This is a genomic window from Teichococcus aestuarii (assembly GCF_042651065.1).
GTDB lineage: Bacteria > Pseudomonadota > Alphaproteobacteria > Acetobacterales > Acetobacteraceae > Pseudoroseomonas > Pseudoroseomonas aestuarii.
The window spans coordinates 1-17,382 of the sequence record NZ_JBHSCH010000029.1; the positions used below are offsets into that span (position 1 = coordinate 1).

General features: G+C 64.7%; 18 protein-coding genes and 3 pseudogenes. 8 read left to right on the plus strand and 13 right to left on the minus strand.

Translation table 11 applies throughout. The features are described from left to right. A pseudogene (locus ACFOY6_RS12685) lies at positions 1–243 on the minus strand (fumarylacetoacetate hydrolase family protein); the annotation flags it as partial. A 110-nt stretch (positions 244–353) separates the two neighbouring features. Here ACFOY6_RS12685 and ACFOY6_RS12690 point away from each other — a divergent pair. Together ACFOY6_RS12690 and ACFOY6_RS12695 are read left to right on the plus strand one after the other, a co-directional pair. Next, positions 354–1,049, plus strand: a complete 696-nt coding sequence (locus tag ACFOY6_RS12690) for a GntR family transcriptional regulator (protein WP_379637880.1) — start codon at positions 354–356, stop codon at positions 1,047–1,049. Between the two features lie 390 nt (positions 1,050–1,439). Further along, positions 1,440–2,975, plus strand: a complete 1,536-nt coding sequence (locus tag ACFOY6_RS12695) for a glycosyltransferase (protein WP_379637916.1) — start codon at positions 1,440–1,442, stop codon at positions 2,973–2,975. Positions 2,976–3,053: 78 nt separating this feature from the next. Here the strand turns inward: ACFOY6_RS12695 and ACFOY6_RS12700 are convergent. The 3 genes and pseudogenes from ACFOY6_RS12700 to ACFOY6_RS12710 all read right to left on the minus strand — a co-directional run. Next, positions 3,054–3,260, minus strand: a pseudogene (locus tag ACFOY6_RS12700) (IS5-like element ISRso1 family transposase); the annotation flags it as partial. Positions 3,261–3,481: 221 nt separating this feature from the next. Then, complete coding sequence (locus tag ACFOY6_RS12705; RefSeq protein WP_379651041.1) at positions 3,482–4,408, minus strand: TAXI family TRAP transporter solute-binding subunit; 927 nt, start codon at positions 4,406–4,408, stop codon at positions 3,482–3,484. 69 nt (positions 4,409–4,477) lie between these two features. Continuing rightward, positions 4,478–6,499 (minus strand): hypothetical protein, encoded by a 2,022-nt coding sequence (locus ACFOY6_RS12710; RefSeq protein ID WP_379651043.1) that lies wholly within the window; start codon positions 6,497–6,499, stop codon positions 4,478–4,480. An 882-nt stretch (positions 6,500–7,381) separates the two neighbouring features. Here ACFOY6_RS12710 and ACFOY6_RS12715 point away from each other — a divergent pair. Both ACFOY6_RS12715 and ACFOY6_RS12720 read left to right on the plus strand, forming a co-directional pair. Then, positions 7,382–7,735 carry a hypothetical protein gene (locus ACFOY6_RS12715; RefSeq protein ID WP_379637992.1) on the plus strand — a complete coding sequence of 118 codons (354 nt, stop codon included), beginning with the start codon at positions 7,382–7,384 and terminating at the stop codon, positions 7,733–7,735. A 33-nt stretch (positions 7,736–7,768) separates the two neighbouring features. After that, positions 7,769–8,053, plus strand: a complete 285-nt coding sequence (locus ACFOY6_RS12720) for a transposase (protein ID WP_379638014.1) — start codon at positions 7,769–7,771, stop codon at positions 8,051–8,053. Between the two features lie 118 nt (positions 8,054–8,171). On the opposite strand, the gene ACFOY6_RS12725 is transcribed toward ACFOY6_RS12720, so the two are convergent. The 3 genes from ACFOY6_RS12725 to vapB all read right to left on the minus strand — a co-directional run bounded on the left by ACFOY6_RS12725 (position 8,172) and on the right by vapB (position 9,360). After that, positions 8,172–8,351 carry a thermonuclease family protein gene (locus ACFOY6_RS12725; protein WP_109519132.1) on the minus strand — a complete coding sequence of 60 codons (180 nt, stop codon included), beginning with the start codon at positions 8,349–8,351 and terminating at the stop codon, positions 8,172–8,174. Positions 8,352–8,734: 383 nt separating this feature from the next. Further along, a complete protein-coding gene (vapC, locus tag ACFOY6_RS12730) occupies positions 8,735–9,139 on the minus strand; it encodes a tRNA(fMet)-specific endonuclease VapC (RefSeq protein WP_379638095.1) in 405 nt (134 codons plus the stop codon). Continuing rightward, positions 9,139–9,360 carry a type II toxin-antitoxin system VapB family antitoxin gene (vapB, locus tag ACFOY6_RS12735; RefSeq protein ID WP_109519130.1) on the minus strand — a complete coding sequence of 74 codons (222 nt, stop codon included), beginning with the start codon at positions 9,358–9,360 and terminating at the stop codon, positions 9,139–9,141. The genes vapC and vapB overlap by 1 nt, the downstream gene beginning before the upstream one ends. 438 nt (positions 9,361–9,798) lie before the next feature. Here vapB and ACFOY6_RS12740 point away from each other — a divergent pair, with 438 nt between their 5' ends. Both ACFOY6_RS12740 and ACFOY6_RS12745 read left to right on the plus strand, forming a co-directional pair. Next, complete coding sequence (locus ACFOY6_RS12740) at positions 9,799–10,455, plus strand: ParA family protein (protein WP_109519129.1); 657 nt, start codon at positions 9,799–9,801, stop codon at positions 10,453–10,455. Continuing rightward, complete coding sequence (locus ACFOY6_RS12745; protein ID WP_379651046.1) at positions 10,452–11,144, plus strand: hypothetical protein; 693 nt, start codon at positions 10,452–10,454, stop codon at positions 11,142–11,144. The genes ACFOY6_RS12740 and ACFOY6_RS12745 overlap by 4 nt, the downstream gene beginning before the upstream one ends. A gap of 792 nt (positions 11,145–11,936) precedes the next feature. Here the strand turns inward: ACFOY6_RS12745 and ACFOY6_RS12750 are convergent. After that, the gene (locus ACFOY6_RS12750; protein ID WP_379638222.1) at positions 11,937–12,974 is read right to left on the minus strand and encodes a phytanoyl-CoA dioxygenase family protein; all 1,038 of its coding nucleotides are present in this window, start codon (positions 12,972–12,974) and stop codon (positions 11,937–11,939) included. A 475-nt stretch (positions 12,975–13,449) separates the two neighbouring features. Here ACFOY6_RS12750 and ACFOY6_RS12755 point away from each other — a divergent pair, with 475 nt between their 5' ends. Both ACFOY6_RS12755 and ACFOY6_RS12760 read left to right on the plus strand, forming a co-directional pair. Beyond that, a complete protein-coding gene (locus tag ACFOY6_RS12755; RefSeq protein ID WP_379638242.1) occupies positions 13,450–13,899 on the plus strand; it encodes a carboxymuconolactone decarboxylase family protein in 450 nt (149 codons plus the stop codon). A 47-nt stretch (positions 13,900–13,946) separates the two neighbouring features. After that, complete coding sequence (locus ACFOY6_RS12760) at positions 13,947–14,825, plus strand: sigma-70 family RNA polymerase sigma factor (RefSeq protein ID WP_379638261.1); 879 nt, start codon at positions 13,947–13,949, stop codon at positions 14,823–14,825. A gap of 49 nt (positions 14,826–14,874) precedes the next feature. On the opposite strand, the gene ACFOY6_RS12765 is transcribed toward ACFOY6_RS12760, so the two are convergent. The 5 genes and pseudogenes from ACFOY6_RS12765 to ACFOY6_RS12785 form a co-directional block, all read right to left on the minus strand. Then, positions 14,875–15,861, minus strand: coding sequence for an oxygenase MpaB family protein (locus tag ACFOY6_RS12765; protein WP_379638281.1), 987 nt, complete (start codon positions 15,859–15,861; stop codon positions 14,875–14,877). A gap of 3 nt (positions 15,862–15,864) precedes the next feature. Then, positions 15,865–16,425: a 3'-5' exonuclease gene (locus ACFOY6_RS12770; protein ID WP_379651048.1), complete on the minus strand. Its 561-nt coding sequence runs from the start codon at positions 16,423–16,425 to the stop codon at positions 15,865–15,867. A gap of 31 nt (positions 16,426–16,456) precedes the next feature. After that, entirely contained in the window at positions 16,457–16,627 is a 171-nt protein-coding gene (locus ACFOY6_RS12775) for a hypothetical protein (protein ID WP_181378308.1), read from the minus strand. Beyond that, a complete protein-coding gene (locus ACFOY6_RS12780) occupies positions 16,624–16,935 on the minus strand; it encodes a tautomerase family protein (RefSeq protein ID WP_379651063.1) in 312 nt (103 codons plus the stop codon). The genes ACFOY6_RS12775 and ACFOY6_RS12780 overlap by 4 nt, the downstream gene beginning before the upstream one ends. Before the next feature lie 89 nt (positions 16,936–17,024). Further along, positions 17,025–17,276, minus strand: a pseudogene (locus tag ACFOY6_RS12785) (IS3 family transposase); the annotation flags it as partial. Positions 17,277–17,382: the final 106 nt, after the last annotated feature.

A 17,382-nucleotide genomic window follows, 5' to 3' on the forward strand; every position in this document is an offset into this window, starting at 1 on the left:
GCAGACGACCTTGCCGGGGCGCGGGATGACGGGCAGCAGGGTCAGCCCGGCGAGCGGCCGGCGCGGCGCATCGGCGAGGCGCGCGGCCAGGGCGGGTGCGCCCTCCGGCAGCCCGAGCGCGGCCAGGGCCAGGGCAGGGTCCTGCGGCAGGCCCGGCACCACGTCGGCGAGGAGAACGACCTCCGTGCCCAGCCGGGCACCGAGGGCCGCGCGTCCCTCGTGCTGGAAAGCGATCAGGCGCACAAACCGTTCCTCCAAAATTTTGGCAGAGGTTTTATCGAAATTATTCCCTCGTCAAGCTGGAATTCCGAAAACTTGCCTGTCCATAACCGGGGAGCGATGATGCTCGGGCCATGTCCCAAGCCTTTTCCTTCGCCGATGCGCGCGATCCGACCCTTGCCACAGCCGTCCACCGCCGGCTGCGAGAGGACATCCTCTCTGGCCGACTGCCGCCAGGCCAGAAGCTGAAGCTGCGCGACTTGGCGGAGAGCTACGGAGCCGGCGCCTCGCCCATGCGCGAGGCACTCTCCCGCCTCGCCGCCGAGGGGCTTGCGGAGCAGATCGAGCATCGCGGCTTCCGCGTTGCGGCGGCGGCGCTTGGCCAGCTCCATGGCCTGATCCGTAGCCGTGTGCTGGCCGAAGGCGCGGCACTGCGGGAAGCCATCCTGCGGGGCGATGCCGCCTGGGAGGAAGCGCTGCTCCTGGCCGAGCACCGGCTGAATCGCGCCGCCCGCTCGCTCGACCCGAACCGTTTCGTCAGCAACCCGGATTGGGAGGCCTGCCACCTGCGGTTCCATCAGGCCCTGCTGTCCGCCTGCGGGGCGCCGCCCCTGCTGGCCTTCTGTGACCGGCTGCGGGAGGAAGCGCAGCGTTATCGGGCGCTTTCCAACACCTTGGCCTATCCGGGCCGCGACGTGGCAGCGGAACATGTCATACTCGCCCGTGCGGCGCTGAACCGCGATGCCGACAAGGCTGTCGCCCTCCTGGCGCAGCATTACGAGCGAACCGGCGCCTTTATCGGGGCCGACATGGGCAGCGGCATCGAGTGACCGCTGCCGCCTCCTTAGTCCCGGAATGTCGTGGTACCCTTCAGCACCATGCTGCGAGGCATGCGCTATGGGTCAGGTTCTTCACGGCTGCGCCAGAATGACGATGCAGTTCGTCGCGTAATTCAGCGACAGCAAGAGAGCGTAAGGGCGCGGCCGAGGCAACTGCCTGGTGGTGGGCCGATCATGGCCGCAATGCATTGGCCGACATTGGCGACTTCATCGCCCTCACCCGCCGCATCAATGCGGACTGGCCAACTTGGCGGAGCACGTGGGCTGCTCAATCAACCATCGCTAGCTTTTGCTACTTGGCCATGTGCCTCATCTTGATCCTTAAAGAGGATGGTCACAGAGCGCATTTCCGCCGATAGGATGCATCGATGAGGTGGTCGCATGCGCATTATCATCACAAACATTCGGCTTGATCAGCGCTCTGGTACTGAGATTGTCACATCAGAAGTTGCTCGGGGATTAGTCGAGCGAGGCCACCAAGTGGCCGTCTATGTCACATCACCCTTAGGGGGCCTTGCGATTGATCTGCGCAAAGCTGGTGTGTTGGTGACCGAGCGGATTGAAGCGCTCAGCCACTTCGATCCAGATATCTTGCATGGTCACCACACCACACCATTCCTTATTGTGCGCACCCTCTTTCCTGAAGTGCCTGCTCTGTGGTTCTGCCATGATGCAATTTCCTGGCATGATGAGCCGCCGGTTTTAAACAGTATTGGGCTCTACGTTGCCCACAGTATCCCGAGCCGGAATCGTATACTTGCCTCGCCTGGCATTGACCCAGCGCGAGTGTACACTCTGCATAATGCTAGTGGCTTACCCTTTCAGGAGGCTCCACCCCCGGCGCAGCTTCGCCGGGTACTGGTGGTTGCGAAGTACAATGCTCAGCATGTCAATGTTGTGAGGGAAGCCTGTCAAGAAAGGGGCCTTGATGTAGAAATTGTTGGTGGTGGAGTTGGAAGGCTTTCTTCCACGCTGCACAAAATCTTTGAACAAAATGATCTTGTGGTAACAAGCGGAAAAGCCGCGATGGAAGCAATTTGTGCTAACCGCCCGGTGCTTTGTGCGGATGAAAACGGAATTGCGGGATTGATTACGCCTGATGTAGCCACATCCTGGTTCCTGAGAAATTTCGGCTCATCTATACGCCGTCTACCTTCTGAAGCAGCATCAGTCAGCGCCGAGCTTGATTTGTACAATCCTGAGGATTTTGCCCGGACGCGAACTCTTCTGCGACCGCATCTGGCTTTATCGCGCTATCTGGATGAACTCGAGGCACTATATCAGCAGATAGCAGGCCACCGGCCGAAAGACGAGCGGCTGGATTTTGCCCGAGCTTTGGAGATGGCGCTACCCAGTTTCCGCATCGATGGGCCTTTGTTGCCACAAAGCCTGGATTGGAAGAACAAGGCAGAAGTATTGGCTGCAGAGCTTCTGGAGTTGAAGTGGCAAAATTTTTCTTTCGGCGACAAGCCTGACGCACGGAAGTTGTCCTTCACTATAAACCAGCTAGGCCAGCACGCGCTTGAGGAGGGGTGGTCGAAGAATGATCCGCAAGGAACTTGGCTCGCTCAGGAGGCACGCCTTACGTTACCTAGCCGTACGAATTGGTCGGACTTCGATGGCATAAAACTGGAAGGAGCGCTGGATCTACCCGCGTGTGTCGATGCGCCAGACTGTCCACTTCATATCAAGGCCAACGGGACTGACGCCGACATCAAGATAGCGCCTGATATGAAGGGGAAAAGGCAAGGATATTTTTATCTGTGGTTTGCCTTTCCGAAGAATATAGATCGTGGCCAGGACTTACAGCTTCAGATACTAATTCACGGGCAGAGAGCATCTACTTCGGAAGACGTGGCGGGCCCGAAGGGATTCCGCCTGGTATCATTACATATGACAGGGAATTACCGACGGTAATCGGAACTGAGCTTCCCACGTGAACTCAGCCTATGTGGGGTGAGAGAGTTGGCCTTCTCAATGCCCGTTTGAGAATAGTCATGGATGGGCAATGCGCCTGAGGAGGAGTGCGCCCATGCTGACGTGGATCATGGCTTCGGAGACGTCACAGCGGCGCTCATAGTCACGAACCAGGCGGCTCCAGCGGATCATCCAGCCGAAGGCTCTCTCCACCATCCTGCGGCGTGACAGGACCTGGAAGCCTTTCTGATCCGCCTGCTTGCGCACGACCCCGCTGACGAAGTCACCATTCGCAGGGCCACCGCTGCCGCCATGGCGAACTCCACACCGTTCCGCGCCTTGAAGCAGACCGGCGGCCCGGCAGAATGCCATAACAAGTCTATCCGAAGAAAGTTGGTATGAGCGACGTGCGGATCGGCAAGATCGCGCACCATGTGCCGCAGCGCCAGCCGCAGGGGCGCCGCAGCCGCCGGCCTCCATCGGACGCCAGGCGGCGGCGGTCCGCCTCACGGGCTGAAGCGGGTCCAGCCGGGCACCTGCGCGGTCAGGTTGACCTCGCGCCATTTCGGATGGCGCGGCGGCTGCAGCAGCATCGGGAACTTCTGGTTGAAGCGCTGCAGGAAACGCACCAACTTGCCGTGCCGCTCGGTTCCCGGCTTCCAGGCATAGACCGCCAGCACCGCTCCCACCGCAACCGTCTGCACCGGGCTGCCCTCGGCCACAAGGTTGGGATAATCGGCATGATCGATGGGCGCCGGTAGGTAGGTCTGCAGCAAGGGCGGCGCCAGCGGCAGGGAAAGCAGATGCAGCCCCTCCTCCGCCCGCACGCCCGAGAACAGGCGGGCGGGCTTGCCGGTGACATAGACCAGCGCAGCGATCTCACCCCGCCGCAGGCGCTCCAGCGCCACGTCCTGCGGCGCGTGCACCGCCTTTACCTCCAGGTCCAGGCTGCCGAAGATAAGGGAGGCCGTCATCGCCGTGCCGCTGCCGGGCAGGTCCACGTTCACAGGCTGGCCGGCAAGGTCCTCCACCCGCATGATGTCCGGGCGCGTGAGGATATGCACCTCCTCGTCGTAGAGCTTGGCGACGTACTGCACGAGCTGGCTGACGCCGGGGAACAGCCGGTCCCGCATCACCGCCGCCAGCACGTCGGACTGGACGATGGCGATGTCGATGCCCCGCAGGTAGAGCAGGTCCGAGATGTTCTGCATCGAGCCCTTGCCGATGACAGGCAGGACACGCAGGTACTCGCCCTCGTCGAGCACCGCGGCCAGATCGGTGGCAATGCGGATGTAGGTGCCATCGACGCCGCCGGAAATCACGCCGACGGTGCCGGCATTCACCTCCCGCGTCGCTTCCGCCGCGCTGCGCCAGGGGCCGCTACCCTGCGCCCAGGCCGCTGGTCCTCCCAGGAGGGTCAAAGCACCGGACATCAGGGCGGCACGCCGGCCGAAGGAGTGCGAGGGCATAGTCCGGGGGTTCTCCATGCTTTGCGAAGGCGCTCAGCGCCGTTCCAGGCGCGACAATGCGGGAGCGACCTGCGCCTCCCCCAGCGACATGGCCTGCCGGTACCACCGGACGGCCAGGGCAGGATCAGGGCGGATGCCCTGGGCACCGATCCTGTCCAGGAACGCCGGGTCGTAGGTCTGGCCCAGCGCCGCGGCGGCCTTTCCGCTGCCGGCCTCGGCGGCATAGGCGTAGAGTCGCCTGGCAGCCGAGATGTCGCGCAGCGCCAGCATCTCGTCGGCGCGCCGGATCACCGCCTCCAGCCTTTCCGGGGATCCAGTGGGGCGAGGGCGCGGCGGGGGGGCGGAGGTAGCCACCGGCGCTTGCGCCGGCGCTGCAGCCCGAGCTGGTTCGGGTCCGGATGCGGAAGCCGTTCCAGGAACCGGTTCCGGGGCCGTCGCGGGGGCGGGCGCGGCTTGTGGCGGCTGCGGGGGCGCCATGAGCTGCGGCTCAGGCACTGGCTCGGCCTTGGCCAGAGCCTCCGCGCGGCGGGCCCAGACAAGAGCCAGCAGGGGGTCGGAGGGTGTGCCCTCCGCACCGAGGCCTTTCAGGAAATCCGGCTGATAGGTCCGGCTGAGGGCGACGGCGGCCTGACTGCTGCCGGCTTGCGCCGCCTGCTGGTACAGCAGGCGGGCGGCTGCAATGTCGCCAAGGGCCAGCTTCTCCTCCGCCTGCTTCAGCAGCGCCGCCTTTTCCTCTGCGGAGAGCGAGGGGGCGGAGAGCGCCGGAGGAGGCGGAGCGGGTGGCACGGGCGCCACGGCTCCCGCTTTCTCCGCGGGCGGGCGGGCGGCTTCCTGGCCCGCTGCCAAGCTGGCTTCTGGCGGGCCGCCGGATGGTGAGATGGCCTCTGGCGCAACCGGAGAGGCCAGGTCCCTTGCCGGTGCGGCGGCCTCGGCGGCGCTCTGCGATGCGGGAGCTTTGGTCCGTGCCGCTTCCGGCTCGGCACGCTCCACCACGCCAGGAGGAACAGCCTCTGCCTGCGGCGGCGTCGTGGGTTCGGCGCGATTCTCCGGACCAGGATCCTCTGCCGTCACCTCCGGGGCAGGAGGCGGCGCGGATGCGGCCTCCTCCTGTGGGCCCTGGGGCATGGCCGCCAAGGGCGCATCCTCGGGTGCAGCCTGCGGCGCACCGTGAGGCTCCGCATCCCTTGGCGCGGGCCGATCGCTGGAGACAAGGTCGGGCGAATCCCGAAGGTTCTCTCCGGGCTGTGGTGCTTCCGGCGGTGGGGCCTGGACCGCCTCGGACTCAGGGGAGGCGGGCACGTCGGTGGAGGGCTCCACGGCCTCCGTGCTTTTCTCGTGCTGTTCGGCGCGTACCACGGGCAATGCTTGCTCGTCCGGTGCCGGGGTGGAGACAGCCACATCCAAGTCTGCCGGGGAGCTTTCGGGCGCGCGCGGGGATTGTGGGACAGGCGTTTCCGGAGCAATCACCGGGAGTGGATCGGGGCCGGACTCTGGTTCAGATCCTGGGCCGGCAAGCGGAACATGGTCCGTGTGTTCGCCGAAGTGCGCGTCGTCGCTGCGGGCGAAATCAAGCTGATACGGGAAGCTGCCCGAGATGGCGGAAGCTTGCGGCGGCAGCGCCGGCTCCTCCATTCCCCGAAGCCCGGTGGCCGCCGCATCCATCCTGCCGGCCGGGCTACTGACATCGTCCCTGGGCACCTTGTCCTCGGGCATCCCCTCTTTGGGCATCTCGGCCTCAGGTGCCTCAGCGGCGGCCTCCAGCAGAGCCAGTTCCTGATCCAGTTGGCTGGCCATGGTGAGCAGCCGCGAAATCTCGGCCTGCAATGCCGTGACGTCCTCCTGCTCCTGCGTGGGCCGGGCCGGCGCCTGCGCGACATCCAGGGGTGTTGGCGCCGGCGGCGTGTCGCCGGTGGCAGCAGTCCGCCAAGTGGGCGCCGCGTCGGCGGAGAGGACGAGCCGCGGCGCCTCCTGCCCGCGCCCGGCGTTCGGGCCATCATAATACTGGCCGAGCCAGTGCGGCAGATAGACCACAGCCCCGCCGCCCAGGCTCAGCATGGCCGCGCAACTCATGAGGAGCAGCATTCCCGGGCGAGGTCGGCTCTCGGAAGCCGATGATCTATCGTTCCCGTATCCGGCAGTCCCGCTTGCCGAGGGCCTCGCGTCTTCTTGTCGCGGCATATGATGATAAGGGCCCATGGTGTTCGGCCATGGTTCACTCTTGCCAGATGCCAGGGCTATTCAAGAACAGGTGAAAAGCCCGGATACCGAGAGACTTCACCAAGGCTTGGCGCCAAGAATTCAGCATTAGCTGGACATTTTGGATTAATTGTAAGTCCCTCCTGTCCGACGTTGCCTGCTGGAGGCGAGGATGACGAGCATGCGGAATGCTGGGTCTGACCTGGGCCGCTGGTTGGCGCCGTTCTGGAGGTGATGGGGCGCAAGATCCGCCGCAGCTAAGGCTCAGGACCTATCAACGAGCCTCTCGTGCTTCGATGCTGCTGTGCTTCCATGGTTGCCGGAGGTGCTGCGTTGGCGGGCCTGTTCTGGCTCATGCAGGTTCGCCGGCGCGATGTGCCTGTCGAGTGGGACCGCACAAGACGCTGTGCAACCGCCGCCTCGTCCGCTGGAGGCGCATGGGTATCTTCAACCGTACCTTCGCCGGGCTGGCCGGCAGCGAAGGGCAGCCGGACCCGCTGATGATCGTACTCACCTCAAGGTGCGCCGCACAGCCGCCAGCCTGCTCAAAAGCGGGCTGTTCCCTGTTCTGTCGGGCGCCCCAGGGTCGGGCCTGAGTTCCAAGCCTCACGCCGTCCCTGATGGCCAAGGCCGCCCGCTCATCATGCTGCTCTCCGAAGGACCGGATGAGCGACCATACGGATGCCGCGCTGATGCTGGGCGCCCTGCCGTCCGCCCGCGCCCTGGTCGGCGACAGGGGCTGTGACAGCGGTCGCTTTCGCCAGCCTGGCCGATCACGGCATCGAGCCTCGCATTCCCTTGCGCCGCGGCCGCAAGCAGCGCATCGCGCATGACAGAATGCTCTACCGCCAGCGGCACCGCATCGAGATCGTGTTCAGCAAGCTCAAGGGGTGGCGCCGCATCGCCACGCTCCATGACCGCTGCGCTCACACCTTTCTGTCCGCTACTTGCCTCGCCGCCATCCTCTTCTGGATCGATGATACCAATTCTCTTCAGATAGACTTGTTGTGGCCTTCTGCTGGGCCGCTGGTTTGCTTCAAAGCGCGCAACGGTGTGAAATTTACCATGGCGGCAGCGGTGGCCCTGCCGAAGTGACTTCGATGCGCATGCGCAGGAAAGGGCGCAGGCTTGATTCTTCCCTCCTACCACGTCGCGGCCGTAGAACTGCACCTGACCGGGATTTTCCAGACTGCTGCACCGGGCGCCCACGCCGTGCCCGCCGTAGATCAGGCTGGCTGGCACACCAGCGCCAAGCGCGCCGTGCCTGCCAACATCGCCCTCCTGCCCTTGCCGCCTTGCTCCCCGGCGCCGAATCCGGTCGAAAACGTCTGGCAGCTCATGCGCGACAGCTGGCCAGCCAACCAGGTCTTCAAAGCCGGTGCCGGCATCGTTGACGACGGCGGCTTCGCCTGAAACATCTTCATCCAACAGCTCTGGAAGATCATGGCCAACGGCCTGCGAAAATGAGCTCAGGAGTGCTGTCATGGAGACTTGGTACTAGCCTCCCCGCTCCTTGTGGCTATGCCATGGCCTAGCCACCCTTCCGCCGCCGGGCCCAAGGCGGCACCTGCTCACTGGCCAGCAAGATCCAGAGGCCACGCTTCGCCTGGCGGGCCTCCGCCTCCAGCGGCGGCAGCGTCGGATCCTGGTCACAATGGTGATAGACCCATGCGGCACCGCAGCGCACCAGCTTGATATTCACATCGAGCACCCGGGTTCAGGCCCGGCCTACTTGTGCGGCCATAGTGGCCGGTGTCTTCCAGCACCACCCGAACCTGCTGGCGCTCCGGGGCGGGCAGCGCAGGATACCGCCAGCCTGGATGCCGACACCTGGACCAGAGGATACGCGGCAAGGGCAGGCGCAATAGTGAGCAGCAGGACCACCAATAGCAGGCAATGGGAGAACATCAGCAGGAGGGGGGAAAGCGTATCGCGCCGCCCTGCTGGTCACCGAGACGGCACTGTGCTGTCTCTGGCCACGCAAAAGGCGGCGTCGCAGTAAAGAACGTTAAAAATCCAACTTTCTTTTATGTTTGCATGGCCTGATACACCAAAATTATTCTGGTCTTGTCGACTTCCCACGTCTGCATGACGTCAGGTCGCGAGCCAATCTTCTGAGCGCAGCCCGTCAACGCGTTGGAATTCGCCCAGATTACCCGTCACGACCACCAGTCCGCGGCTGCGTGCATGCCCGGCGATCAGGATGTCATAGGGGCCGATCAGCAGGCCTCGGCGGCCGAGATCGGTATAGATGTCGGCGGCATGCGCAGCGGCATCCTCGTCGAAGGGGAGCACGACGAGACGGCGGGCAAAGCTTTCCACTTGCCGGCGATTTTCACTCGGGCGGGCGGAGCGGGCCGCGCCGTGCAGCAGCTCTGTCAGGGTGATGGTCGTGATGCACAGCGTGTCCGCCTCCGCATTGAAGCGGGGCCGCAGCCCTTGCGGGCGGTCGCGTAGGAGCCGGATGCACAGATTGGTGTCCAGCATGTGGCGCAGCATCAGAAAGCTTCCCGCTCCTGATGCGCGGGCTGCGCCCTCTCGCCGAGATCGGCGCCAGGTGCCGCGAAGAAATCGTCCCACACTGCGTCGACCGGGGCAATAATGACCCGCGCACCGTCACGGATGATGCTCACCTCGCGCACCTCCGGCGGGAAAGCAACATCCTTCGGCAGGCGGACAGCCTGGGTGCGGTTACTCAAGAACAGCGCGGTTCGGGTCATGGCCCTCTTCCTGTATATCCATGCAGTATATCCCCTCCAGCCGGTGGGCTCAAGCCAGATTGAGAGCCTTGGAGAACGTGCGGCCAACAACAGGAAACCGCCGGAGATCTACCGGGGTTTTGCGGTCTGGTGTGTCATCTTGTCAGATTGACCCTGGCCTGGCAAAAGCTGTCCTGCGCCGTGCGAGGCACTGCCAAGAATTGATTCCACCGCCCCACTGATTGCTGCTGCGTTGACTGGACGGATATTATCGTCAGAAGCGAGTGTAGACAGGCTTCCTTGTCCCCTGGGGCCGCCAAGCAAGCGGCAGCCAAACATCCGTGGGATCAAGCCACGAAAACAGGCACGAAGGGCGAGCGGCGTTTTACGCGGTAAAAAATTCCTCTCGTGCTGAGTCGCTCTGACAGGCATGTTGCGCTCGCATCAGAAGAGGGGACTATGTCTAAAACGCGCATCATCATGGCATCCAGCCCAAAAGGCGGGGTCGGAAAATCCACGCTCTGCCGCAATCTTCTCGTGTGCGCGGCGCACTCGGGCAAGAAGGTACTTGGCCTCGATTTTGACGCGCAGCGGACCTTGGCGACCTGGGCTGAGCGCCGCGAGCGTATCCGCGAGACGTTCCCTGATTGCCTGGCCGTGCCAGTCCAGGAGGCTGACCTCGGCGACTGGCGCGGTGCCATTCGCCGGGCGAAGAGCAGCGGAGCCGATGTAATCGTGATCGACACGCCGCCCAGCATCGAAATCAATATCAGCGCCATCTTGAGCCTCAGCGGCGAGGCGGATCTGCTTTTGATTCCATGTCAGCCCTCACAGGACGATCTGGACTCTGCCGCACCCTGGATGCAGCGGCTGGCCGCGGCCAAGGTGCATGCGGCCTTTGTGATGAACCGCGCCAACCGGCGTACGCGCTCTTTCGGCGCAATCCGCACAAAGCTTCTGGCACTGGGTGCTATCTGTCCGGTCGAGATTCCGCCCTTGGAAGAGATCGCGGAAGCATCGAGCAAGGGCCTTGCCATTGCCGACCTGAGCAAAGCCGCCAGCACCGAGACCTTCGACGGTCTGTGGAGCTATGTCGCTCGCGAGGCCAAGCTGTGAAGGGGATTTCCCTCCGCAAGGCGCGCACCCTCGCTCCCGCCGACGCTGCCCCTGCTGATCTGCGGCCTGCACAGATCGACAAGATGGTGCAGGTCTCGGCCGACCTGGTCGATGCGATTCGGGATGTGTTCGCTGGCACAGACTTGCCGGACAGCCCGGAACGAGTACGGCTGCTACTAGAGGCGCGCCGCGAGGTTAATGCGGCCTGGGGGAGCGCCAAGCAGGCCTTTATCGAGATTGGCCGGGCGTTGAATGCGTTGGACGAAGTCCTGCACACGAAGGCAGAGCGCGACGCACTGCAGGAGGGCTTTGCCCGCCTCTTCCCTTTCAGCGCGCCCGTGGCAAGCCAGTTCAAACGAGTGGCTGAGATGATCGACAGCGGGCGCGTGCCGATCGAGGACTGCCCTGGCTCCTACAGCGCAGCCTATCAGCTGGCGTTGATGCCTCCTGAGCAGGTGAGGGTGGCACGTCAAAGGGGGCTTGTCAGCCAAAGTGCGACTCGCTCCCAGATCATGGCGTTGAGGAAGGAGTTGGCCAAGCGGAGCCCTTCAACCGTCAACCTGGCTGACCTGATGGCAGAGCAGCGCCGGCTGCGAGAGGCGCGGCGAAAGGCAATCCGCGAACTCATTCAAATGCGCCGGCGCCTTCAGGAAATTGCCCGTATTCTGGAAAATGACGAAAAGGGATAGGCGGAACAGAAGACAGAGACTCTGCGACACGCGCCCTAGACTCTTGCTTCGCGCCAGGGAGATCCAGATCCGAAGAGACGTGGAAACGTAAGAGGTCTCACGGCGCCCACCGGAGAGCTTTTCCGGCAGCCTGCAAAAGGCAGGACCTCTACATTTTCCTGGCGCGTATCCTTCCCTGTCGAGCCTTTCGGCGTGAGCGCCAACCTGCAACTGGGAGAGTTCGGCCTGCTATAGGCTACCAATGCAGGAGAGAGGATACTCGTCCACCATTACCGGCCCCCACGTGCCGGCTGAGTACCCCCTGTCTCCTGGCAACGGAAGGCGCTCGGCCATACCGCCTGCATCAAGATCATGGACGCAGTTCGCCGACGGGAGCGTGATACCTACCGTCGTAACTCAGGCCAGCACAGGCGCGGATTGCGCGAGGCCGGCCTGAGCGTGCGCTGGACGCTGCTGTACCCAGGGACGGGAAGGAGCGGGGCGTGCGATCCCTTGTTCCAGCAGATCGCCTAGACCGGGCGCAGGCCGCGTTCGACGGTGCAGGAGGCGGTTACACGGCTGGAAGAGGCTCCCATTCTGCTGCGGTTGGCTCACGGTGCTGTGGTCGGCAGCCGACGGGTTCAGGCGACAAATGCCTGCCTGTTCCGGTCAGCCTGGAGAGGCCGCTGGAAATGCTGAGACCGCGGGCCGCGGCCTGCCCCGGATAAGACCGCCTTCCAAAGGCAGAAAAACGCGCCCGTAGCTTGCAAGCTGATCGCTCGGGTCATACCCAACAAGGGTTCGAAGAAAGCTTCATGGCATGAGAGTTGATGGGGCCTGCTGCGATGGCTTCAGCTTGCTGGCAAGGAAAAGCCCTCGCATCGCCAGCTTGCGCGCCGCTGCATAAGGCCCAGGAGCATGAGCCGCCATGTCGCGCAGGAGGCGGTTGTGCAGCTTGTCCTGGTCGTGCAGCTGCGCCACCGGCATGCCCTCCACCCAGATGATCTTCTGACGGCGGATCCTGGTATGGAATTGTAGCATCTCGTCATCGGCCGGCAGGTAATGGGCGGTCAGGGAGGTGCGAGAAACGCCGCTCCCCGATGGGGCGAAACTGCCGTGGACGGTTAGGGAGGACCAGAACAGCACATCGCCTTTGGCCAGATAGGGTGCGCGGAATTCCAGATCGAAATGGCGAATGGTCTCGAGCACCGCCTTCCTGTAGCGGTCATGGCCCGTGGCGAAGTCCAACTCACCCGCGTTACGCAACACCGGAACGGTGCGGTGACTGCCCGGGCAGACATAGAAGCGGCCCGCGGCTGCATCCACATCCTCCAACGCGTACCAACCGGCGACGCACCGGCCTAGCCCCGAGGCGCTGTCCTGATAGTAGCTGTCCTGATGCGCCCAGGTGCCGACCGGGGCCTCGAAGAACATGCTCTGGATCAGCTTGGTACGGCCGACACCTGCAAGCGCCGCGGTTGTCCGGGCGACGTCCTTCTGTACAAGACCCAACAGCGCGCTGCGCTTGAACTGGCCGAAACGGCCGGTCTCGAGATCCTGCACATTGAAGATCGGATTATCTAGAAAGCCATCCCTGTCGAAGCTGTTGCGCTCGTAGCGCATGTTCTTTTGGCGGAGGATGGGCACGCGCGAGGGCCGAACCTCGGAAAGATAGGCAGCGCGGATGGCGTCGCACAGATCTGGCTGAAGCAATCCGCGAATGACCACGTAGCCTTGCCGCCGATAGTACTTCACAGCCTCGCCGATGTCGGCGACCCCGAAATAAGGCCGGTCCTCAGACAAGCTGTTCGGAACATCCACTTCTGTGTTGAGCGGCGTGATGACGCGCATGAACGACCTCCCCAGCTGTGTGGCGCCGCGCGAGGTGTCTTCCTCGCTCCTCTCCTCACCGAAGGCCGCACAGTGGCGGAACAGCCCTCGCGAAGCCTGAGCTCGACGCTGGCACATCTCATTAAGGAGATAAAACTCAATATTTTGTGTTTCGAATTCGAACCAAAAAGCTTGCAGCCATACGGGGGAGGCTAAGGCAACAGGCGCGCCATGACCGGCCTGACGAAGAGGCAGGCCTCCGGGAAGCCGTCCCGCTGGCTTGCTGCGCAAGCCAAGTGCTTGAATTAGCAGGAGGGCAGCAGGGGCAGCCTTTTAGAGGCAAGACAGCAGCCAGACGATCGAAAGGCCTGCTATCACACCCATCGACTGGCCAAGCGGAGGCAGCACGAAAAACATCCTGGCCGCTGTCACATCCGCATCCCGCATCTCGTCTTCAGGGCAGACCACCCCTGAGGAGAGCGTCATGACGCCCCGGATGAACTACTACACCCAAGCCCCGAAACTGATGCAGGCCATGATGGGCCTGGAGCGCGCCGTGAGCCAGAGCGGCCTGGAGCATGGATTGATCGAGCTGGTAAAGACCCGTGCATCGCAGATCAATGGGTGCGCTTTCTGCATAGCCATGCACACGCATGACGCACTGAAAGCTGGTGAAGATCCGGCCCGCCTGTTCTTGCTGGATGCCTGGCGGGAAGCGCCGCACTATACCCCTCGCGAACGCGCGGCCCTGGCCTGGACCGAGGCACTGACCCTTGTTGCCCAGACTCACGCGCCCGAGGCGGATTACGAAGGCCTGCATCCGCATTTCACGGAGCCCGAGATCGTGTCGCTGAGCGTGCTGATCGGCACCATCAACGCCTGGAACCGCTTGGCGATCGGCTTTCGCAGCATCCCAGGTCAGGCCCCCGCCGAGGCGGCAGCCTGAGCCGCGGCTCGTCTGAGACCGGCGCTCCCGGCCCCGCAGCGACCTTCATGGCGCTGCGGTCGGAGCTGGTCGGGCTCGCCTACCGCATGACCGGCTCCCACGCCACGGCAGAGGACATCGCGCAGGAGGCTTTCCTGCGCTGGAACGCGGCCGAGCGGAGCACGATCGCCGCGCCGCGGGCCTGGCTGCTGACCGTCGCTGCGCGCCTCAGCCTCGATCATCTTCGCTCTGCCCGGCACCGCCGCGAGCGCTACGTTGGTCCCTGGCTGCCGGAGCCGCTGCTGGAGTCCGAGACGCCGCCGCAGCAGGCGGCGCATGAGCATGCCCAGGATCTCTCGGTGGCTTTCCTCCTCACATTGCAGCGGCTTTCCCCATCCGAACGCGCTGTGTTCATCCTGCACGACCTGTTTGAGACGCCTTTTGCCGATATCGCAGCGTTGCTAGGGCGCAGCGAGGCCGCCTGCCGCAAGCTGGCTACCCGTGCCCGCACGCATCTGGAGGTGCCGCGCCTCCGCCAAGCGGTGCCGGAGGCAGAGGCGCAGCGGGTGGCGACAGCCTTCCTTGCCGCCTCCCGTCAAGGCGACGAGACCAGGCTGCGCGCCCTGCTGGCGCATGATGTGGTGCTGCATACCGATGGTGGCGGTCTGCGCAACGCCGCGCTGAATCCCATCCTGGGGGCGGACCGGGTGGCGCGTTTTTTCGGTGGGCTGGTGCGCAAGGGAGTTCTTGGCCTGACCCCGCTGCTGCACCTGGGCCGCATCAACGGCTTGCCCGGCTTTGTCACGCAGGAGGCGGACGGGCTGCCGCAGACAACCGCGCTGGAACTCCAGGACGGCTGTATCGCTGCGATCTATATCGTCCGCAACCCGGACAAGCTGGGCGGCGTGCTGAATGGTCTCGCTTCCAGGGCGCCGGTGCCTGACTGACCCTTTCTGCTCCTGGCTGGAGAGAGTGGCTGAGGCAAGGTAGGCGAGATCAGAAATCCCAACCGCAGGACGGCAGAATCGCCGGGCGCGGCGCGTCGTAGAGATAGCGATCCGGCAGGCCCAGCCGGCGGCAGGCCTCGGCCGGAGGAGCTCCGCGCAAGATCAGCCGGTCCGCCATGCCGCCCGCTGCACGGAGCAGGCGTTGCTCCCAGGGACGCAGATGCCCGTCGAGCAGGAGCGTGCCACGCACCCAGCCCGGCAGGATGGCCAGGGCCGCGCGCACCATCAGCCGCTGCAGGGGACGCAGGGGCGCGGGCAGGACAGGCGCGCCCCGCATGATGCCCAGGAACTCCCGGAGGATGCCGGAAGGCTCCAGACAAGGGCGCATGGCCGTGAACTGCGCCACCATCTCCGCGCGGGACCGTGGCGCGCCCAAGGCACCGTAGAGCATGGCGGCGGGCTCGGCCTCCCGCAGGAAACAGTCACGCTCATGCAAGGAGAGCGGGCGCACATAGGCGCAATAGGCTTCCAGGAAGCCGTAGCAGGCGGTGGCCTGGACCCAGTTCAGCAGGGCAGGGTCTGCGGCGCTGTAGGGGGCTCCGGACTCTGTCACGCCCTGCACACGCTCATGCGCCTGCCGGATCTGGGCGATCATCTCCTCCGCCACGCTGCGCGCACCATACACCGTCACCATCGCGGCCAGCCCGGTCCTTTGTAGGCGCCGGACCGGCTCGGTGCGGAACGTGGTGTGATTCCAGACGCCGGACCGGACACGCGGCTCCGCCAGCTCCAGCACGACCGCCGCGACGCCGCCGATGAAGAGAGCCAGGGGGTTCTTGAAGATCTGCCAGGACACAGAGTCCGCCGACACCAGCGCCGCTTCACCCACAGGCTGCAGAAAACCGATGGGCCGCATGCCGGCGGGCTGCATGAAGCCCAGAGCCAGGCTCTCGATCCAGTTCTGCGCGGGCCAGGGCAGCAGAAAGCCTCCCGCTCGGGCGGCACGGCCTGAACCGACAGGGTTGTCGGTGCGCATGGGTCAGGCGAGGGGCCTGGCGGCCTGCTCTGCCTGGCGGCGGACAGATTGCCAAAGCTGCAGCTCCTGCCGGGCATCCTCCACCGCACGGTGCGTCGGGGTGCCCTGCCGCTCCTTGGCCGTCCGCGCCGCCTGCAGCAGGGCCTCGGCCTGCTGCGCCTGCGCTTCGGCCGTCATGGAGGATCGCTCCAGCACGGCAAGAGCCGTGGCGCGCTGTGCTTCCTCCGTATCGCGCAGGCGCAGCGCATGGCGCGGCAGCCCGGCCGCGCGCAGCAGCTTGCTCAGCCACTGGCCGTCCCAGGACGGTGCAGAGGCGAAGAGCTGGTGCCCCGACAGGACGTCGAGCATGCGGCGGGCCACGGCGTCATGCGGCGCTCCCTCGCGCAGCAGCCGGTCGCGCGTGATGCCGTGGATCCGCTCCGCCTGCGCATCCCATTCATCCCACCCAGGGGCAGGGCGGATCAAATGGCCTTCCTCCATGCCGTCCTCCCCCACCCAGCCGACCTCGATTGGAAAGCCCCGCTTGCCGAGGCCGCTGGCCTCGAAATCCAGGAAGACGATCAAGGCCTGCTCCTTTCCAGGCGCGAGCTTTCCTTCAGCTTCCCGAAGGCTCGATATCGGGCGAGACCTGTGCGCCCGGCCCTTCCGGCGACTTCCGCACCTCATCCTCCGGCCCAACCCGTCGCTGCTCCATCCGGAGGGCGCGCTCTTCCAGGCTTTCCTCCTTCTCGGTTGCGGGTTGGGCAGGCTTGCTGGTTTCGCTCATGGCAGACTCCCTTCTTCCGGTGAAACGCCTGGGGCGGCGGTTGGTGGCGTCCGAGAAGGCAGACCATTGAGGCTGGCATCCTGGGCGGCCTGGCCGCGGTGCTCCGAAGGCGCATCCTGGATAGGCGGCGCGCCCTTCGGCGATGCGCGAAGGGCCTCCAGGCTTACGGCCGCGCCGAAGATGCCCCAGTTGCTTTCCGGCACCTCCCGGATGACCACACAGGCCGGAATCCGGCCCCCGATACCTGCATGGCGGCCAAGGATCTCGGTCGCGCCCGCGATCAGCGCCTGCTTGCCCTGGTTGTCCAGCCGCCCTTCAGAACATAGACCAGCAGCCTCATGACCTTGGCCGAAGCCTGCGTGCCGCCGCTGAACACCATCCCGGCGGGATAGTCGTTGAAGTAGATCCCCTCAAGGCCCCGCCACGGGCCACGGCGGCGGATGACCCCCGTCTTGAACAGGCCGATGACGCTCTCAACAGCGCATGGTCGTAGCTGTCGCCGGTGCTGCCGGCCAACGGCTCCGATCCCGATCTGGGCCAGCCGCTCGCTGTAGCGGATCTCCACGTATCGGACCCCGCGGCCGCTGTGATGCACGAGATTCGTGCCCTGGAGCGGCCGCCAGTCGTGCAGCGCCTGCTCAAGGGCATCCGGTCCATCCGCCCAGCCTGGCCCGGCCGCCTCCTTCCGGCCAAAAGCGCCTTCCGTAACAAGGCCCCAGCGACGCCGTATCCCATCAACACCGTCATGGATTTGC

What these genes read in the sequence shown, in the direction of transcription:
- ACFOY6_RS12710 (WP_379651043.1), bottom strand. Translation starts at nt 6,499, where the DNA reads ATGCTGAGCCTGGGCGGCGGGGCTGTGGTCTATCTGCCGCACTGGCTC.
- ACFOY6_RS12755 (WP_379638242.1), top strand. Translation starts at nt 13,450, where the DNA reads ATGAACTACTACACCCAAGCCCCGAAACTGATGCAGGCCATGATGGGC.
- ACFOY6_RS12740 (WP_109519129.1), top strand. Translation starts at nt 9,799, where the DNA reads ATGTCTAAAACGCGCATCATCATGGCATCCAGCCCAAAAGGCGGGGTC.
- ACFOY6_RS12765 (WP_379638281.1), bottom strand. Translation starts at nt 15,861, where the DNA reads ATGCGCACCGACAACCCTGTCGGTTCAGGCCGTGCCGCCCGAGCGGGA.
- ACFOY6_RS12690 (WP_379637880.1), top strand. Translation starts at nt 354, where the DNA reads ATGTCCCAAGCCTTTTCCTTCGCCGATGCGCGCGATCCGACCCTTGCC.
- ACFOY6_RS12760 (WP_379638261.1), top strand. Translation starts at nt 13,947, where the DNA reads ATGGCGCTGCGGTCGGAGCTGGTCGGGCTCGCCTACCGCATGACCGGC.
- ACFOY6_RS12705 (WP_379651041.1), bottom strand. Translation starts at nt 4,408, where the DNA reads ATGTCCGGTGCTTTGACCCTCCTGGGAGGACCAGCGGCCTGGGCGCAG.
- ACFOY6_RS12695 (WP_379637916.1), top strand. Translation starts at nt 1,440, where the DNA reads ATGCGCATTATCATCACAAACATTCGGCTTGATCAGCGCTCTGGTACT.
- vapC (WP_379638095.1), bottom strand. Translation starts at nt 9,139, where the DNA reads ATGCTGCGCCACATGCTGGACACCAATCTGTGCATCCGGCTCCTACGC.
- ACFOY6_RS12750 (WP_379638222.1), bottom strand. Translation starts at nt 12,974, where the DNA reads ATGCGCGTCATCACGCCGCTCAACACAGAAGTGGATGTTCCGAACAGC.
- vapB (WP_109519130.1), bottom strand. Translation starts at nt 9,360, where the DNA reads ATGACCCGAACCGCGCTGTTCTTGAGTAACCGCACCCAGGCTGTCCGC.
- ACFOY6_RS12775 (WP_181378308.1), bottom strand. Translation starts at nt 16,627, where the DNA reads ATGAGCGAAACCAGCAAGCCTGCCCAACCCGCAACCGAGAAGGAGGAA.